Annotated in this window: 16 protein-coding genes and 3 tRNA genes; 10 read left to right on the top strand and 9 right to left on the bottom strand. The window is 41.2% G+C overall.

What is annotated here, in order from left to right:
* From MSG66_RS05110 to MSG66_RS05080, 7 genes are all read left to right on the top strand, one after another.
* Complete coding sequence (locus MSG66_RS05110; protein ID WP_324652720.1) at window positions 1-1,392, top strand: AAA family ATPase; 1,392 nt, start codon at window positions 1-3, stop codon at window positions 1,390-1,392.
* Window positions 1,393-1,706: 314 nt separating this feature from the next.
* Entirely contained in the window at window positions 1,707-4,559 is a 2,853-nt protein-coding gene (locus MSG66_RS05105) for a monovalent cation/H+ antiporter subunit A (protein WP_133975658.1), read from the top strand.
* Window positions 4,556-4,924: a Na+/H+ antiporter subunit C gene (locus MSG66_RS05100; RefSeq protein WP_003654595.1), complete on the top strand. Its 369-nt coding sequence runs from the start codon at window positions 4,556-4,558 to the stop codon at window positions 4,922-4,924. Before MSG66_RS05105 ends, MSG66_RS05100 begins: the two co-directional genes overlap by 4 nt.
* Window positions 4,924-6,735, top strand: a complete 1,812-nt coding sequence (locus MSG66_RS05095) for a monovalent cation/H+ antiporter subunit D (RefSeq protein WP_133975660.1) — start codon at window positions 4,924-4,926, stop codon at window positions 6,733-6,735. The genes MSG66_RS05100 and MSG66_RS05095 overlap by 1 nt, the downstream gene beginning before the upstream one ends.
* Before the next feature lie 2 nt (window positions 6,736-6,737).
* Window positions 6,738-7,265 carry a Na+/H+ antiporter subunit E gene (locus MSG66_RS05090; RefSeq protein WP_042894523.1) on the top strand — a complete coding sequence of 176 codons (528 nt, stop codon included), beginning with the start codon at window positions 6,738-6,740 and terminating at the stop codon, window positions 7,263-7,265.
* Window positions 7,262-7,537 carry a monovalent cation/H+ antiporter subunit F gene (locus MSG66_RS05085; protein WP_133975662.1) on the top strand — a complete coding sequence of 92 codons (276 nt, stop codon included), beginning with the start codon at window positions 7,262-7,264 and terminating at the stop codon, window positions 7,535-7,537. Before MSG66_RS05090 ends, MSG66_RS05085 begins: the two co-directional genes overlap by 4 nt.
* A gap of 12 nt (window positions 7,538-7,549) precedes the next feature.
* On the top strand, window positions 7,550-7,954 hold the full coding sequence (locus MSG66_RS05080) for a Na+/H+ antiporter subunit G (RefSeq protein ID WP_133975664.1): 405 nt from the start codon (window positions 7,550-7,552) through the stop codon (window positions 7,952-7,954).
* Window positions 7,955-8,015: 61 nt separating this feature from the next.
* On the opposite strand, the gene MSG66_RS05075 is transcribed toward MSG66_RS05080, so the two are convergent.
* The 9 genes from MSG66_RS05075 to tpiA all read right to left on the bottom strand — a co-directional run bounded on the left by MSG66_RS05075 (window position 8,016) and on the right by tpiA (window position 14,949).
* The gene (locus MSG66_RS05075) at window positions 8,016-8,417 is read right to left on the bottom strand and encodes a ribosome-binding factor A (RefSeq protein ID WP_009393224.1); all 402 of its coding nucleotides are present in this window, start codon (window positions 8,415-8,417) and stop codon (window positions 8,016-8,018) included.
* On the bottom strand, window positions 8,417-11,116 hold the full coding sequence (infB, locus tag MSG66_RS05070; RefSeq protein ID WP_042894510.1) for a translation initiation factor IF-2: 2,700 nt from the start codon (window positions 11,114-11,116) through the stop codon (window positions 8,417-8,419). The genes MSG66_RS05075 and infB overlap by 1 nt, the downstream gene beginning before the upstream one ends.
* 10 nt (window positions 11,117-11,126) lie before the next feature.
* Window positions 11,127-12,611 carry a transcription termination factor NusA gene (gene nusA, locus MSG66_RS05065; RefSeq protein WP_003654584.1) on the bottom strand — a complete coding sequence of 495 codons (1,485 nt, stop codon included), beginning with the start codon at window positions 12,609-12,611 and terminating at the stop codon, window positions 11,127-11,129.
* Between the two features lie 37 nt (window positions 12,612-12,648).
* Window positions 12,649-13,173, bottom strand: a complete 525-nt coding sequence (gene rimP / locus MSG66_RS05060) for a ribosome maturation factor RimP (RefSeq protein ID WP_092710299.1) — start codon at window positions 13,171-13,173, stop codon at window positions 12,649-12,651.
* 215 nt (window positions 13,174-13,388) lie between these two features.
* Window positions 13,389-13,465, bottom strand: a tRNA-Met gene (locus MSG66_RS05055).
* Between the two features lie 89 nt (window positions 13,466-13,554).
* Window positions 13,555-13,631: transfer RNA gene (locus MSG66_RS05050), tRNA-Met, on the bottom strand.
* A 40-nt stretch (window positions 13,632-13,671) separates the two neighbouring features.
* Window positions 13,672-13,756, bottom strand: a tRNA-Leu gene (locus tag MSG66_RS05045).
* A gap of 56 nt (window positions 13,757-13,812) precedes the next feature.
* The gene (gene secG / locus MSG66_RS05040) at window positions 13,813-14,142 is read right to left on the bottom strand and encodes a preprotein translocase subunit SecG (protein ID WP_092710024.1); all 330 of its coding nucleotides are present in this window, start codon (window positions 14,140-14,142) and stop codon (window positions 13,813-13,815) included.
* A 12-nt stretch (window positions 14,143-14,154) separates the two neighbouring features.
* The gene (gene tpiA / locus MSG66_RS05035; protein WP_198496442.1) at window positions 14,155-14,949 is read right to left on the bottom strand and encodes a triose-phosphate isomerase; all 795 of its coding nucleotides are present in this window, start codon (window positions 14,947-14,949) and stop codon (window positions 14,155-14,157) included.
* Window positions 14,950-15,240: 291 nt separating this feature from the next.
* Here tpiA and pilB point away from each other — a divergent pair, with 291 nt between their 5' ends.
* Genes pilB through MSG66_RS05020 form a run of 3 tightly spaced genes read left to right on the top strand, consistent with a single transcriptional unit; the run spans window position 15,241 to window position 19,067 of the window.
* A complete protein-coding gene (gene pilB, locus MSG66_RS05030; RefSeq protein ID WP_324652711.1) occupies window positions 15,241-16,953 on the top strand; it encodes a type IV-A pilus assembly ATPase PilB in 1,713 nt (570 codons plus the stop codon).
* 27 nt (window positions 16,954-16,980) lie between these two features.
* Complete coding sequence (locus MSG66_RS05025; RefSeq protein WP_324652709.1) at window positions 16,981-18,207, top strand: type II secretion system F family protein; 1,227 nt, start codon at window positions 16,981-16,983, stop codon at window positions 18,205-18,207.
* Window positions 18,207-19,067 carry an A24 family peptidase gene (locus MSG66_RS05020; protein WP_324652707.1) on the top strand — a complete coding sequence of 287 codons (861 nt, stop codon included), beginning with the start codon at window positions 18,207-18,209 and terminating at the stop codon, window positions 19,065-19,067. The genes MSG66_RS05025 and MSG66_RS05020 overlap by 1 nt, the downstream gene beginning before the upstream one ends.
* Window position 19,068: the final 1 nt, after the last annotated feature.

Here is a 19,068-nt window from a genome sequence, read left to right as displayed (position 1 = left end):
ATGAAACTTGAATCTATCCAATTTAAACATATTGCTCTATTTCATGATCTTAAAATACAGTTTCAATATGAAAAACAGCCTATTACCTTAATTTTAGGTGAGCAGGCAACTGGGAAAAGTATGTTACTTAAACATACTTACCATGCTTTAACTTGGCTCCCTGCACGTCTTAAAGATTTACGTAGCCCTGGCATAGTCATGTCTGATCAAGATATTACTCAATCACGCCTACAAGCAAAAATCGAAATTACGCTTCAAATTCCACCAGAAATTGGCCATTTGCCAGAAGCCACCTCTGCTCAGCAGACCGATTCCTCTTTGTGTAGCTGGAAACTATTTAAAACCTTAAATGCAAGTGGCCTAGGCATTAGTCAAGTCGAAACTCAACAACTTGATCAGGCTATGGCTCTGTATCAACAGATAACAAAGAAAGATCCATTACAAGGTCTGCCTTTAGTCGCTTACTACCCAGCCGAGCGATTTGTAAATGATATTAACTTGCTCAATAAAAATTTACCGGGCATTACCCAAGCTATTTCAGCCTATGACATTAGTCCGCTTCCATTTACAACCTTTACTCGCTTTTTTGAATGGCTACGTGAAATTAGCGATATCGAAAATGCCCAAGCTGCATATGTGGTACAACGGATTAGGTCTAAGCAATCAGATCCACAAGATCAGACAGAACTCTTAAACCAACTTCAAAAAGAGTTATCTGGGCAACCTGCACAGCTTCAATCACCTAATCTCTACGCACTCAAAAATGCATTAAAATTTGTTTTGCCAGAGCTCAAAGATTTATATTTACAATATCAACCCCGACTTCAACTCATGGTTGACTACGATGGTCAGACCTTACCGTTTCATCAGCTTTCGAGCACCATAAAAACATGGATCGCCTTGGTAGGTGATGTCGCTCGCAGACTCTGTATACTCAATCCATTAAGTTTAAATCCTTGCCTCGAAGGTGAAGGAATCTTGTTAATTGATCAAATTGATGCACAGCTTGACTCTACTCATTGTTCAGAAATCTTGAATCGGCTCCATCAGGCATTTCCACGCTTACAAATTATTGCAACTGGAAGTCGTGAAGAGTTACTCGAACATGCCTCAGCCTATCAATGTTTAAAATTAGAAAATGGTAAAGTTACCCACCTTGACCTAAATACCACTCAGCAACAGCTTGAAGACATCTATACCTTGCTGCAAAGAAGTGAACCGTTGGTATCTCATACAGAGACGCAAGCACTCAGCTTGGTTGACCCAACGCCATCTCCAGCACAAATTGATATTTTATTTCAGCAAATTCAGAGTTTAAATGAACAACAAAAAAATGAATTATTACGCATGATTCATGCTGGAGACATGCCTGAAGAAACACCTTCAGCTTAAATTTTACGACCTATTTATTCTATTTTTAGAGTGAAATTCAGCCTCGCACAATATATAGTTTAAGCAGGATTTTTAAGCTTTAAAATCATTAGATGTTGTTACTACATGTAATAACATCAGATTTTTACTGCTTTTTTAGTGTACAATAAATTTCATTTTGCGTTTTTATTCTTCAAGTTGCGCAATACAACTTGTTTCTCGCTTTATTTTTCTAATTTGGTTGGGCTTTCAGAATACAAGCCTTGGAAATCTCTTTGAATTCCTATCTATTCTGAAATTAAAATTTCACTTTTAGGTCTCGGCCTAAATCACATATGGATACGAGTGTGCTACCGATAATTATCTTATTACCGTTAATATTAGGCACCACCCTTGTTTCATTGCTTCAACGGTTCTCGCGTGGAGTAACGGCTTTAGGGGCAATCGGAGTCAGTTTAACCAGTTTCGGTTTATTACTGACTCAAGCAAAAACTGTGCTTGGTGGTGCAAGCATTCAACAAAGCTGGGATTGGTTACCTCAATTAGGAATTAATCTAAGCTTCAGGCTCGATGCGCTTGGCTTATTATTTTCTTTGCTTATTACCGGTATCGGTACACTCATTTATATATACGCCTATTATTACCTCGGTCCTAAAAATTCTTTAAGCAAACTATATGCTTTACTCATGCTGTTTATGGCAGCAATGCTGGGTATTTCTCTATCCAATAATTTAATTATTTTATTAGTATTTTGGGAACTCACCAGTATTTCATCTTTCTTATTAGTGGGCTACTGGAGTCATTATGAAGCTGCTCAGCGCGGCTCTCGAATGGCGCTCACCATTACAGGGATGGGCGGTTTGGCGTTATTGGGGGGATTTGTTCTATTAGGACAAATCACGGGGACCTATGAAATTAATGACATCATGGGAATGAAAGATGCCATTCAGGCTCATACTCTTTTCACTCCAATGTTACTGCTGATTTTACTTGGCGCTTTCACTAAAAGTGCTCAGTTCCCATTTCATTTCTGGTTACCAAATGCAATGGCTGCGCCAACCCCTGTTTCAGCCTATCTACACTCTGCAACCATGGTAAAAGCAGGAATTTTCCTGCTAGCCCGCTTACTACCAATTTTTGTAGGTGCTGCGCTCTATCATAATATTGTGACGTTTGTCGGCTTATTCACTCTCTGTATGGCCGCCTGTTTTGCTATTTTCAAAGAAGATTTAAAAGGCTTACTGGCTTATTCAACAATTAGTCATTTAGGTCTGATTGTTTGCTTACTTGGGATAGGATCACCTTTAGCAGTTGCTGCTGCTATTTTTCATATTATTAACCATGCAACATTTAAAGCAGCGCTCTTTATGCTTGCAGGGATTATTGATCATGAAACGGGTACACGTGATCTTCGAAAACTCAGTGGTATTTGGCAGCTACTTCCTTTTACTGCCACTTTAACCATGATCACTGCTGCATCAATGGCAGGTGTACCACTCACCAATGGCTTTATTTCTAAAGAAATGTTCTTTACCGAGCTATTGGCAAACCTTTCAGGTTCAGCAGTTATTTTTGCCAGTATTATTGCAACTCTGGCTGGTATTTTTGCAGTGAGCTATTCAATCCGCTTAGTGCACGGCGTGTTTTTTGATGGTCCAATTGGTAAACACGTTCCAAATAAAAATGCACATGAACCCCCAATCGGCATGCGTGCGCCAGCCATTCTTCTTGCTGTGCTATGTATCTTGGTCGGTGTTTTACCTTCTTTATTGGTAGAGCCGCTGGTAAATAGCGTAACGAGAGCAAGCTTAATGCAACCAGAATTTGCTGGAACTCATCTTGCAATCTGGCATGGATTTAATGCTCCTCTTGTGATGAGTATTATTGCTTTAGTGGGCGGCACACTCTTCTATTTTGCTTTAGCAAAAGATGGCACAATTCGTAAAATTGACCTTGACCCACGTTTAGGCAGATTACAAGGCCGTATTTTATTTGACCTATTTTTAAAACATCTGTTGCTCACAAGCCGAAAAATCAAACAAAAAACTGAAAATGGCTCATTGCAAAGTTACTTATTTTTGATCATTGCTTTTAGCATCATCATGGTAACTATGCCGCTACTCAATCAAGGGCTCACCACAGGCACACGTGAACTCACTCATGCCCCATGGATTGCCATAGTTCTCTGGCTAACTTTATTCTCAGGTTGCTGGATGATGCTGTGGTTCCACCATGAACGTATTAAAGCAGTCCTTATTAGTGGTGCAATTGGTCTGGTTGTAACGATGGTATTTGTCACCATGTCAGCTCCAGATTTGGCATTGACTCAAATTACCGTGGATGTTGTAACCACTGTTCTTTTATTAATGAGTTTATCTTTACTTCCACAGCTAACGCCGTATGAATCTCTTCGTTCCAGACGTTTAAGAGATGCCGCTTTAGCTATTGTTGGAGGTTTAGGAATAGGCTGGATCACGTGGCTGATTTTAACCCGTGATCATAATTCGATTTCATGGTTCTTTGCCCAACAGTCATTACCACTTGGTGGCGGCTCCAATATTGTAAATGTCATTTTAGTTGACTTCCGTGGTTTCGATACGTTTGGTGAAATTACGGTGCTAGGTATTGCTGCTATTGGTTCACTTTGTCTCATGGATGGCATGCGTGTACATGGTACTACCACGACTCAAGGCCTCACCTACCGTTTTAATCCATCTCCGCTCATGTTCCGTATTACAGCCTCTTGGGTATTGCCATTAGCACTTGTCGTGAGTGTTTATATCTTTATGCGAGGACATAACTATCCCGGCGGTGGCTTCATTGCAGGTCTAATCACCTCAATGGCGTTAATCATCCAATATATTGCGCTAGGTCAAGACCAAACTGAACAATTACTCAAAGCAAAATCAGGCCGTCTTTACGAAGTCTGGATTGGTTCAGGTTTAACAATTGCCGGGCTTACTGGTGTAGCTGCATGGTTCTGGTTACGCCCATTCCTCACCAGCGCTCACGTATATGTTGAATTACCAATTCTAGGAAAATTACATTTGGCTTCGGCTGCAAGTTTTGACTTAGGCGTTTATATCACCGTGGTTGGTGCAACGATGTTGCTCATCTCGGTATTAGGAGACTCTCGCCATTCAAGCATGGCTGGTCCTGTAGTACCCCATCGGGAGGAATCATCATGATCAGTTTAGAATTCTTATTGGCTTCTGCTATTGGTTTACTTGTTGCCACAGGTATTTATCTGATTTTACGTGCTCGTACTTTCCCTGTTGTGCTTGGATTAGCTGTAATTGGCTATGCTGTAAACCTATTTTTATTTGCTATGGGCCGATTACAAATCAGCTCACCCGCAATTTTAACCGAAACAACAAAAATAACCGATCCACTTCCTCAAGCGCTAGTGTTAACAGCCATTGTGATCGGTTTTGCAACCACCGCCTTTATTGTACAACTGGCGTTGCGTAGCCGTTATGAATCAGGTAGTGATCATGTTGATGCTAAAGAAGACATCTCTCCAACATACGACCCACGCGAGGATGAGCCGTAATGTTTGATTTTTTATCTTTCTGGCAAGAACATGCGCCTATTTTTAGCATTCTCATCCCAGCATTTACTGCTTTTATATTATTACTGCTAGGCAACCCAGGAGCAGGTGCGTTAAAAGATGACTGGCGACAACCATGGCGTCGTGGCATTAGTCTTGTTTCCGCAATTGCTGGATTAATTACCTCAATTGTATATTTGAGCTTTGCAAGCACGGGCCAAATTACCATTTACCAACTGAGTGAATGGTCAGCACCGTTTGGTATTGTGCTCGTATTAGATCGTCTTTCTGCTTTTATGTTGGTACTGACCTATGCGTTAGTCGTCCCAGTTTTATGGTATGCAAGCGACAATTGGGATACCCGTGGACGCTATTTTCATGCCATGGTGCATTTCTTGTTAATGGGTATCTGCGGAGCATTTTTAACAGGCGATTTATTTAACCTTTTCGTCTTTTTTGAAATCTTATTAATGGCTTCGTATGTTTTGCTTTTACATGGGCAAGGCAAACCACGTTTTCAACTTGGCGTTCACTATGTCATTATCAATCTTCTAGCCTCTGCCCTATTCTTAATCGGCCTTGGTATGATTTATGGCAGTGTGGGTAGCCTCAATATGGCAGATGTTTCACGCCTTATTCCGACACTCGAAGCAGATCAACACAAATTAGCTGTAGCCGGTGCCTTACTTTTATTTGTCGTGTTTGGCATTAAAGCAGCTATGCTTCCTGTAGGTTTTTGGCTACCAAAAACTTATGCGGTTGCTAGTACGCCAGTAGCTGCAATTTTCACTATTATGACCAAGGTCGGTATATATTCGATTTTGCGTGTGAATGGAACCGTATTTGACGATGCACTTAGTCAAGAAATCTTAAAAAGCTGGTTACTTCCTATAGGTTTGATTACTTCACTGTATGGTGTGATTGCTGCCATTGGAGCAGATCGTTTACGACGCTTTGTCGGTTTTATGGTACTTTCTTCAATTGGTACCTTGCTCATAGCAATTGCTATGTCGAATACACAGGCATGGTCTGGTGCTTTATATTATTTAGTGCACAGTACACTGATTGGAGCAGCTTTTTATCTATTTTGTGGATGGATAACTTCACAGCGTGGAGATTTTAAAGATCATTTAAAAGTTGCACCAAGAATCAAACAAGAAAAAGCTGCTGCATTTACTTATTTCACCATTGCGATGATGATGGCTGGCTTACCACCTTTTAGTGGTTTTCTCGGAAAAGTATTCATTTTACAAGCGACAGTTGAAACCAGTTACCAAGCATGGATTATTGGAGTAGTGCTTGTTGTAAGCCTATTAAGTATTATTGCTCTAACACGTGTTGGTTTTATCTTGTTCTGGCGAGCAACGCCTCCAGAGGAAGATCCAATCCATCCAGCGTATATACTTTATCGAGCCTTACCAGAGCGAGCACCACTACGTAATGATCAAGTGATTTATGTGTTACTTGCTGGCTTAATGGCTTATGTCATATTTGCTGCACCTATTCAGAATTACACACTAAGTACAGCCCAGCAAATTCAAGACCATGCACTTTACCAACGCACGATCCTTAAAGTAGATAAAAATGGTGAAGTTATCAGCGTGCAACCATTTGATCCGGGTTACCTACCAGAAACTAAATATGGGGGCGAAGTTGAAGATCATAATGCTTACCTCGTTCCAGATATTATTTCGAAAGATACCTTCAACGGTGAACATATTTCTGAATATAAACATCGGCAAATTCAACAACAGGACAAACTACAAACGCCTACCATTGTTGATGAAAGTCAATTGAAACCTATGGAGCCATAACAATGCAGTTATCTCATTTGCTTGAACGCTGGTTTCCACATCCATTTGTTTCAATTCTTATCATCTTATTTTGGCTGATGCTGTCACATAGTCTGGATGCTAGTGATCTTTTGACGGCGGTGCTGTTGGGTTTAATTATTCCTCGTTTAGTCAAACCGTTTATTACCCGAACGCCGCATATTCACTGGAAACCAACTGTTAAATTATGCTTTGTAGTTCTTTGGGATATTGTCATTTCCAACTTTAAAGTCGCAAAGCTCGTTTTAGGACCTACCAAAAATTTACACCCTAAATGGTATCGTGTGCCGCTAGAAACGGAACACGAACAGGTCAATACGTTACTGGCAATGATCATTACGACAACGCCTGGTACAGTTTCTGCGGGTATTGATCAAGAACGTGGAGATATTCTGGTTCACGCCTTGAGTACGGATGATACCGAATCTGACATTCAAGACATCAAACAACGTTATGAAATTCCACTCATGGAAATTTTTGATGTAAAAAGAGAAACGGAGGCAAGTGTATGACCATCCTACCCTATGCTCTAGGTATTAGCTCGATTGCCATTACAATCTCTATGCTACTTTGCCTTTTCAGATTGGTCATAGGACCATCAATTGTAGACCGACTTTTAGCACTCGACACTCTCTTCTTAAATGCAATTTGCCTCATTGTTGTTTTAGGCATTTATTGGATGACGACCTCTTTATTTGAAGGAGCCCTACTGGTTGCTATGCTAGGTTTCGTATCTACAGCAGCCTTAGCACGTTACTTCACAACTGGTCATGTTATCGATTAAGGAGAGATCAAAATGCAGTTCGTAATGGAAATTATGGTTTCGGTCTTTCTGGTCTTTGGCACTTTCTTTATGTTAGTCGGCTCAATTGGTATGGTCCGCTTACCTGACTTATTCATGCGCTTACATGCCCCGACAAAATCGAGTACGTTAGGATTAGGCAGTTTCTTGATTGCTTCCATGATCTTTTTCGCTTTTCAAGGCCGCTTTGGTTTTGCCGAGTTACTGATCACACTTTTAGCTTTTATTACTGCACCGGTTTCAGCAAATTTAATTGCTCAAGCCGCGCTACATTTACGCTTGCGCTCACTGAGTGGGGAAGTTCCTGAAGCAATTGAACGCCCTTTGCCTTGGGATCGTTATAAAATAGGACAGCGTTTCTCGCAAAACAAACCTCCTATGGACCCTCCTAAAGAATAAAGGAAAAAAGCCAACCAATAAAAAAGCCACCCGAAGGTGGCTTTTTTATTTTTAATTTATATTACTGTTCGTCATCTGATTCGCGTTTCGGTAAATCATTTACCGCTTTCTCGATCAGACCAAACATATAGTTACCATAGGCATTCGTTTTGTCATAATGGAAACGCAATCTTGGCGTAATACGTGTCTTGATACGACGACTCAATTCATGACGCAAGAAACCAGAAGCTTTATTTAATACCTCTAAAGTTTCTTTATTTGCTGCTTCACTTTGCTCATCACCAAGCTCACGTCCCATTACAGTGACATAAACTTCAGCATAACCCATGTCTGCACTGACTTTCACCGCAGAGATGGTCACTAGACCACCTAAGCGAGGATCTTTAAGCTCTTGACGGATCAGCTCAGACAACTCGCGTTGCACTGAATCCGCCATGCGCTTTAAGCGTTGGCTACCCGCCATTAAAGACTCCGTTTAATCAATTGAACATCATAGACTTCAATTTTATCTTTCACTTTGATGTCTTTATAACCTTTCACCGCAAGACCACATTCCATACCGGCACGAACTTCTTCAACCACTTCTTTATAGCGACGAAGAGATTCAAGCTCACCTTGGAACACAACCACGTCATCACGTAATACGCGAATCGGTTTATTACGATGCAATACACCTTCAAGTACCATACAGCCTGCTGCTGCACCAAACTTACTTGAGTGGAATACTTCACGTACTTCAGCAACACCCAAGATAGTTTCACGATGCTCAGGAGCAAGTTTACCACTCATGGCATCTTTCACATCATCAATCAATTCATAGATGATGCTGTAGTAACGAATATCGATACCGTCTTGATCACTTCTCTGACGAGCAGTCGTATCAGCACGAACGTTAAAGCCTAACAATACAGCTTCTGAAGATTCAGCAAGAATCACATCAGACTCAGTAATCGCGCCAACACCCGAACTAATTACACGAACTTTTACTTCATCAGTAGATAATTCATGTAAAGCTGCATTCAATGCTTCTAAAGTACCACGTACGTCAGTTCTTAAAACAACGTTCACTGTAGGAACATCTTTTTTACCCATTGACGACATGATATTTTCAAGACGCATTGCACTTTGACGATCAATACGTTTTTGACGTTCACGGTCAGCACGAGCATCAGCAACTTCACGTGCTTTCTTCTCGTCATTTACAACAAGAACTTCATCACCTGCCATCGGAGCATCTGGAAGACCCAGAATTTCTACCGGAATAGATGGTCCTGCTGATTTAATAGGCTTACCATTTTCATCAGACATTGCACGGACACGACCATATGATGAACCTGCAAGAACAAGGTCACCAATGTTTAATGTACCGTTTTGAACAAGAATAGAAGTTACTGCACCACGGCCTTTATCAACACGCGCTTCAATAACAACACCTTGTGCAGCACCTTCAGCAGATGCTTTTAATTCCATCAATTCTGATTGAATAAGAATTAAATCAAGGAGTTCATCAATACCTTGTCCACTGTGCGCAGAAACCTTAGCAATCGGAACATCACCACCCCATTCTTCTGGAACGATTTGTTTCGTTGTTAATTCGTTTAACACACGGTCTACATCAGCAGACTCTTTATCCATTTTGTTGATTGCAACAATAATTGGAGTACCTGCTGCACGCGCATGGTCAATTGCTTCTGCAGTTTGTGGCATTACACCGTCATCTGCCGCAACAACCAATACAACGATATCCGTTGCTTTAGCACCACGTGCACGCATTGAAGTAAACGCAGCGTGTCCCGGTGTATCAAGGAATGTAATGATTCCTTTGTCTGTTTCAACGTGATATGCACCAATATGCTGGGTAATACCACCTGCTTCACCTGCCGCCACTTTCGAACGACGGATACGGTCAAGCAATGATGTTTTACCATGGTCAACGTGACCCATAATAGTAACAACTGGCGGACGAGTTGTTTGCTCACCACGTGCTTCTTCAGCCGCTTCAAGCAAATTATCTTCCGCTTGTGTATCAGAAACTAAAACAGGGTTATGGCCCATTTCTTCAACAACAAGTGCTGCTATATCTTGATCAATAGCTTGTTCTTGATTAACCAACTCACCCATTTTCATAAGTGATTTGATAACTTCACGTACTTTAATCGCCATTTTTTGAGCAAGATCGGCAACAACAATGCTTGAACCGATTTCTACATCATAAACTTGCTTTTTAACTGGCTTTTCAAATCCATGCTTATTTGCCTGACTTGATTTTAAACCACGTTTGTTATGGTTAACAAAGCTTTGCTCTTCTTGACCACGACGGCCACCTTTTTTACCCGAACGAGGGTTAGTGGTTGCGCCACCGCGTTTAATTTCACGGTCTTCTTGCTTAAATGAATCTTCATAAGCTTGGCCAACTAGACCTGAAGCAAGTGGAGAATCATCAATCACACGAATTGTCGTAGCAGCTTCGTCATTTGAATACTTAGACGCCATTTTGCGCATTTGTTCAAGTGTACGTTGCTGAGCTTCTTCAGCCGCTTTACGACGCGCAGCTTCTTCAGTTGCTTTTAACTGAGCTGTTTGTGCTTCACGCGCTTTCTTTTGCTCTAATGTTTCTGCTGGTTTTGGTGCAGGTTTTACTGTACCACCACCACGTCTTTTCACGACTACAGCAGCTTTAGGAGCTGTTTGCGCAGCGCTATCTTGTTTATGAGCAGCACGCATAGCATCTAAAGTTGCTTTTGCTTTTTGCTCTGTTTGAAGACGCGCGTTTTGCTGTGCAGTGTCACGCGTTTGCTGTTCTACACGTGTTTTAGCTTCAGCTTCTGCACGTGCTTTAGCTTCAGCTGCAATTTGTTCAGGGTTTGGTTTAGCAAAAACCTGTTTTTTACGTACTTCTACGTTAATTGTTTTTGCTTTACCTGAAGTACTTGCAACTTTAGCGGTACTGGTTGTTTTACGTTTCAACGCAATTTTTCCTGTGTTACCACTTTCCTGACCATGCACTTTTTTCAAATGATTGACTAAAGTATCCTGTTGTTCAGTGGTAATAATATCGTCTGCTGTACGTTGAGGCAAACCTGCTTCACGAGCCTGTTCTAGGAGCTTCTCAACAGGACGTTCTACACTGAGAGCTAACTCTTTAATCGACTTGTCCGTCATATTTCATCTCCTAGTTAAACCATGATTCGCGAGCTTTCATGATCAATTGACCTGCTTTTTCATGATCAAGACCTTCAATATCAGAGATATCATCAGTAGCCTGATCTGCCAAATCGTCGACAGTAATAATACCGCGCGCGGCAAGCGAGTAAGCGATCTCAGAAGTCATGCCTTCCATAGTTAGAAGGTCTGCGCTCGGTTCTTGAATATTTTCTTGCTGTTTCAAAGCATCAGTAAGTGCTGCTTCTTTTGCACGACTTTGCAATAACTCAACCAATTCAGCATCAAGCTCAATTTCGTCAAAAGTTTCAGCTGGAACATAAGCAATCTCTTCTAAAGAGGTAAAGCCCATTTCCACCAATGCCATTGCTAAATCTTCTTCAATATCGAGACGTGATACAAACATGTCAAGATATTGCTGAGCTTCATTTTGCTGACGAGCACGATACTCTTCTTCAAGCATCATGTCGAGTTTGTAGCCAGTTAAATCAGAAGCCAAGCGAACGTTCTGGCCTTGTGAGCCAATCGCACGAGCCAATTGATCGCTGGTTGCAAAAATAATATCGGCACTTCTTGCATCTTCATCAAGCACGATGCCTGAAACATCAGCTGGTTCTAATGCACTTGCAATGTACTGAGCTGGATCATCAGACCAGACCACTACATCAATACGTTCACCGTTTAACTCTTGTTGTACTGCTTGAATACGCGTACCACGCATACCAATACATGCACCGACAGGGTCAATACGATGGTCATTTGTTTTCACTGCAATTTTAGCACGAACGCCCGGTTGACGTGCCGCTGCTTTAATTTCAATAATTTCTTCAGAAATCTCAGGAATTTCTTTTTTCATTAAAGCAATTAACATTTCAGGCTTAGCGCGTGATAACAACAACTGAGCGCCACGACCTTCACGGTTCACATTGTATAAAATAGCGTTCATACGTTGTTTAGGGCGAAGAATTTCTTTAGGAATCATTTCTTCGCGCGCAAGATAAGCTTCTGCGTTGTCGCCTAAATCGATAATAAAGCCATCTTTGGTTTGTTTTTTCACTTCACCGTAAATCAACTCACCAACTTTAGACTCATATGCATCAGCAACTAAAGCACGCTCAGCTTCACGAATTTTTTGTACAATAACTTGTTTTGCAATTTGTGCAGCGATACGACCAAACTCAATAGATTCTACTTCGAGTTCACGTACATCACCAATTGACCATTTAGATGGGTCAAGGTCAGAAATCGCATCTTGGCAAGCTGGCATTTCATGATCTTCATCTGCCACAACAGTCCATTGACGGAACGTACTGTAATCACCAGTTTTACGATCAATTTCTACACGAAGCTGAGCTTCTTCAGCATGCGTACCTTCGTAAAATCTTTTCTTCGTTGCAGCAACTAGAGCTTGTTCTAAAGCCTCGAAGATCGCTTCCCGACTAACACCTTTTTCATTACTAACCGTTTCAACAACGGTAAGAATTTCGCGGCCCATAAGTCACCTACCGATTTCTTATAAAATTTAAATAAATTTAATCTTGATAGATCAAGTTTGCCTTATCGATATTGTTGCTGTCGATCTCAAGCACGTGCTGCCCATCAACTTCAACCTGAATTTCTTCATTTTCAAGGTCTACTGAGATAAGTTTTGCTTGAAATTTACGACGGTTTTCTACTGCGGCAATCAAACGCAAAGCAATTTGTTGTCCAATGTAGCCTTGTAACTGTTCTAGTTGAAAAAATGGACGATCCCAACCCGGTGAAGAAACTTCTAATGAATACTCACCTGAAATTGGATCATGAACATCCAGCATTGCGCCAACTTGTTGTGTTACACGCACACAATCTTGTACACCAATACCACGGCCTTGTTCTACTTCGCCATCTTCATCAAGTACAGGCTCAGCATCTTCACTTACCGCTTTGTCGATATAAATACGCAATAATGAACGTTTGCCTTGTGGGAGAAACTCGATTCCCCAAAGGTCGACACCACATGCTTGTACTGCAGGAACAATTAAGTCATGCAATGCTTGGGATTTATTTGATAATTTCATTTACTCTCGTCATTCTCGTGCGATTCAATCGGTTGTTTTAACCGACACAGACCTACTATAGTGAAGCATGACTATTTGAACAATTGATGTCGAAACTACACGATAGCGATACGATAACCAATAAAAAAGGGCGTTAATCGCCCCTGTCTTGCACAGAAAACAATAGTCCACTGTGCAAAAAGGCCCACTTGTTTGTGAGCCTCTTTTAAGAAACTTGGTAGCGGGAGCTGGATTTGAACCAACGACCTTCGGGTTATGAGCCCGACGAGCTACCAGACTGCTCCATCCCGCATCAACGTGCAAAAATTATATACAAATATCAAATAAAGTCAATGTAAACTTACTAGATATTTGCCTGATTAAGTTGCACCTTAATCAAATTGGTAGCGGGAGCTGGATTTGAACCAACGACCTTCGGGTTATGAGCCCGACGAGCTACCAGACTGCTCCATCCCGCAACAAAAACAAACCACACGCATCAACTTTCTGGTTAAAAGCTGGTGCGGAAGGGGGGACTTGAACCCCCACGCCCGAAGGCACTACCACCTCAAGGTAGCGTGTCTACCAATTCCACCACCACCGCAGCTTGTGGGACGCATTCTAGTGCTTCCCACCACAAAAGGAAAGCCTTATTTCGAATTATTGACTCGTTTTTGGTGCAGTTGGCGAAGTTTCAGGCAATGTGCTTGGTGTTGGTGCAGTAGTTTGTACGGTTTTTAGACTATAAGCCTCTGTAGTTTGCTTTTTCGCAAAAACAGCTAGGGTTAAACTAGTCACAAAAAACAAGGCCGTTAAGACAGCAGTAAGGCGAGTAAGGAAGTTAGCTGAACCCGATGCGCCAAATACAGTGGCTGCTCCGCCGCCGCCAAAAGAGGCACCCGCGTCCGCACCTTTACCGTGTTGCACTAGAATCAAGCCAATCATCAGTACCGCTAAAATAATATGTACGATCAGTACAAAAGAGTGCATACCCTATCCTCGTTATTTACTTTGTGCAAAGGCTTGTACGATTTGGTAAAAAGATGCTGCATTTAATGATGCACCTCCAACCAACGCGCCATTAATATCTGGACATGCTGCCAACTCGACTGCATTTTCAGCTTTTACACTACCGCCATATAAAATAGCAATGTCTGGACCCGCAGAGGTAATCTGACTTAAACCTTCACGGATTTTAGCATGCATGGCCTGCGCATCTTGTGGTGAAGCAGTTTTACCTGTGCCAATTGCCCAGATTGGTTCATAAGCAATTACAATTTGCTTTTGCCATTGCTCTGCGGTCACTATAGGAGCTATATCACAAATTTGTTGCAATACAACCTGCTCTGCCAAATCTTGTTCACGCTGTTCGAGACTTTCCCCCACACAATAAATGACAGTTAAGCCTGCATTTAAAGAGTTTTGGAGTTTTGCCTTTAAAATTTCAACGTTATCACCTAATAAATCACGGCGTTCAGAGTGACCCACCAATACAAAATTAATTTCGCTATCTTTTAATAATTCTGCACTGACTTCACCCGTATAGGCGCCTGTACCTGCTACACGCGATACATCTTGTGCAACTGTATATACTGTTCTTGCAGCATCTTGCAATTGTGTTTGTACCATTGCAAGTGCAATAGAAACTGGAGCAACCCCGACATGGCAGCTTTCATCTGCAATTTGGTTTTGTTGCAATAGTTGTTTAAATTCTTCTATAAGTTGTTTGGCATTGGCACGCATTGGGTTCATTTTCCAGTTGCCAACTACCCAAGGCGTAATCGTCGAACCCGACATACGGCTCACCTTTCATCAAAAATGCAGCACATTCTACACGCATTTCCACAAATTTCAGATACTTTTCTTTAACAGGATTGCTCATATCTTTTCTACTATTTGAAAACAGTAATAAAAGTTTATTGAGCCTAAAGCCTTAGCTTTTAAAAATTAATGAATAAAAACTTCGACTGGTTCAAGTTTTAACAATCGGATCAAGACGAGAGCATCATTTTCTCAGGTAGTAATTTTAGATAACAAAAGTATAATTTTTTATATACCAATTATAAACATATGAGCACAGGTAGGCAGATGTCAGTCATACATACATCTCCAAAATTTTCGGGGTTTTTTCGACGATTAGTCGAAGAAAAACATGTGTCGGCAGCGACCATGCAAACAGCATTAGATGCAGCAAAAAGAGCTAAACGGGATACGGTTGCGTACCTGATTGAAGAGGTTCATCTCTCCCCTTCTTTATTAGCTGAAACAATTTCTATTGAATTTGCTGAACCATATTTTGATCTGGATGTTTACGATACCAGCCAGATTCCTAAAGATTTGGTCGACCAGAAACTGATTTTAAAACATCGGATCTTGCCTCTCGTACAAAGAGGACAGATTTTATATGTTGCAACCAGTAACCCCAGTAACATTGAAGCTATTGATGCTATTCGCTTCAACAGCAAGCTTATGGTTGAAGCGGTTATTGTTGAGCACCATAAACTTGAGAAAATTCTGGCACAGCAATTTACGGAAGAAAGCAATTTCGAGTTTAGTGATGAAGAGTTTGATCTTGATGTAGATCTTGATACTTCAACCGCCCCAGAAGAAGATGATGAAACTCCTCAGGGCGATGAAGCCCCTATTGTTAAATATGTGAACAAGTTATTAATAGATGCGATTCGTATGGGGGCTTCAGACTTACATTTCGAACCGTATGAGAAATCGTATCGCGTCCGTTATCGGGTCGATGGAGTCTTGCGCCAGATTGCAAATCCACCTTTGCAACTCGCCACTCGGTTGGCTTCACGTTTAAAAGTCATGTCTCAAATGGATATTTCCGAGAAACGTGTTCCTCAAGATGGCCGTATCAAACTCAAGCTATCGAAAACTAAAGCAATTGATTTTCGTGTGAACTCTCTTCCGACCTTATTTGGTGAAAAGCTAGTTCTGCGTATTCTTGATCCATCGAGTGCCATGCTGGGAATTGATGCTCTAGGATATGAAGAAGAGCAAAAAGCGCTGTTTATGGAAGCATTAGATAAACCACAAGGTATGCTTTTAATTACTGGCCCTACAGGTTCTGGTAAAACAGTATCTTTATATACGGGCCTCAATATTTTAAATACTGAAAGCTCCAATATTTCTACTGCCGAAGATCCAGTCGAAATTAACCTTGAAGGAATTAATCAGGTTAACGTCAACCCTAAAGTAGGTCTTACTTTTTCGGCTGCGCTTAAATCATTTTTACGTCAGGACCCTGACATTATTATGGTCGGTGAGATTCGTGATTTAGAAACAGCTGAAATCGCGATTAAGGCGGCTCAGACAGGTCATATGGTGATGTCCACACTACATACCAACAGTGCCCCTGAAACACTTACTCGTCTACGCAATATGGGAGTTCCATCTTTTAATATTGCGACATCGGTCAATCTGGTTATTGCTCAACGTTTGGCACGTCGATTATGCCCTCAATGTAAGGTACCTACTGACATTCCCAACCAAAGCCTATTAGAAATGGGTTTTACCGAACAAGATCTAACACATCCCGATTTTCAAGTTTTTCAACCGGTCGGTTGTCCTGAGTGTCGTGAGGGCTACAAAGGTCGAGTAGGTATTTATGAAGTAATGAAAGTCACACCTGAGATTTCCAAGATTATTATGGAAGATGGCAATGCTTTAGAAATCGCTGCTGCTTCTGAAAAATTGGGGTTTAGTAATCTACGTTGCTCAGGTTTAAAGAAAGTCATGCAAGGTGTTACTTCGTTACAAGAAGTCAACCGCGTGACCAGTGAATAAAAGACAATTTAAAATAAGGATAATGTCATGACTGTCAAAAAGGCACAATTGATGCCGACTTTTGCTTATGAAGGGGTTGACCGCAAGGGCGTAAAAATTAAGGGTGAACTTCCGGCTAAAAATATGGCTTTAGCCAAAGTCACCCTACGCAAACAAGGGGTAACTGTCCATAATATTCGGGAAAAGCGTAAAAATATTCTTGAGGGTCTATTCAAGAAAAAAGTATCAACGCTTGATATCACAATTTTTACCCGACAACTTGCAACCATGATGAAAGCTGGTGTTCCATTGGTACAAGGCTTTGAAATTGTGGCGGAAGGTTTAGAAAACCCAGCGATGCGCGAGGTGGTACTTGGTATTAAAGGCGAAGTTGAAGGTGGTAGTACTTTTGCCTCAGCTTTAAGAAAGTATCCTCAGCATTTCGACAAATTGTTTTGCTCTCTTGTAGAGTCCGGCGAACAATCTGGTGCGCTTGAAACCATGCTAGACCGTGTGGCAATTTACAAAGAAAAAAGTGAATTGCTTAAGCAGAAAATCAAAAAGGCCATGAAATACCCTGCAACGGTTGTTGTAGTCGCTGTGATCGTTACCATTATTTTGATGGTTAAAGTTGTTCCCGTCTTTCAAGACCTATTTTCTTCCTTTGGCGCAGATTTGCCTGCTTTTACACAAATGGTTGTCAATATGTCGAAATGGATGCAGGAATACTGGTTCATTATGATTATTGTGATTGGTGCAATTATTGCTGCTTTTCTGGAAGCTAAAAAGCGCAGTAAAAAATTCCGTGATGGTTTAGACAAACTCACGCTTAAGTTGCCTATCTTTGGTGATCTTGTCTATAAAGCGATTATTGCCCGTTATAGCCGCACCTTAGCCACCACTTTTGCAGCAGGTGTTCCGCTCATTGATGCGCTTGAATCAACAGCAGGTGCAACCAATAATGTTATTTATGAACAAGCTGTAATGAAAATTCGTGAAGATGTTGCAACAGGTCAACAACTCCAATTTGCGATGCGCGTTTCAAATCGTTTTCCATCAATGGCTATACAAATGGTCGCAATTGGTGAAGAATCTGGTGCTTTAGACAGCATGCTAGATAAAGTGGCTACCTACTATGAAAATGAAGTTGATAATGCCGTTGATGGTTTAACTTCAATGATGGAACCTTTAATTATGGCAATTTTAGGGGTACTGGTAGGAGGTCTGGTTATTGCTATGTATCTTCCAATTTTCCAAATGGGTTCAGTCGTATAATGCAAGAAATGATTGCTTATTTTATTCAAAACTTAACTGCACTTTATATTGCAGTTGCATTATTGAGTCTGTGTATTGGTAGCTTTTTGAATGTGGTGATTTATCGCACCCCAAAAATGATGGAGCAAGATTGGCATCAAGAATGTCAAATGTTACTCGATCCTGAACAGCCCATCATTGACCATGAAAAGCTGACATTAAGTAAACCAGCGTCATCATGCCCAGAGTGTCATCAACCCATCCGTTGGTACCAGAATGTTCCTGTCATAAGTTGGTTGGTTTTAAAAGGTAAATGTGGGCATTGTGAGCATGCGATTAGCATCCGCTACCCCGCCATCGAACTACTAACAATGGCATGTTCACTGGTGGTGGTCATGGTGTTTGGCCCAACCATACAAATGCTTTTTGGATTAGTCCTGACTTGGGTTCTAATTGCTCTAACATTTATTGATTTTGATACTCAGCTGCTACCCGACCGTTTTACCCTGCCTTTAGCAGCACTTGGTTTAGGCATTAATACCTTTAGCATTTACACCACACCCACTTCAGCCATTTGGGGTTACTTAATTGGTTTTTTATGCCTATGGATTGTGTATTACCTATTTAAAGTAATCACAGGTAAAGAAGGCATGGGCTACGGCGACTTTAAGCTGCTTGCGGCATTAGGTGCATGGATGGGGCCATTGATGCTGCCATTAATTGTGCTATTGTCATCTTTATTGGGTGCAATTATTGGCATCATTTTACTAAAATTACGCAATGACAATCAGCCCTTTGCTTTTGGGCCGTATATTGCCATTGCAGGCTGGGTTGCCTTTTTATGGGGTGACCAGATTATGAAAATTTATTTGGGAGGTTAAG

This window comes from Acinetobacter sp. IK31 (assembly GCF_035615195.1).
GTDB lineage: Bacteria > Pseudomonadota > Gammaproteobacteria > Pseudomonadales > Moraxellaceae > Acinetobacter > Acinetobacter calcoaceticus_C.
Note: the sequence above shows the minus strand (reverse complement) of the source record. Positions and strands in the feature narration are given on the sequence as shown.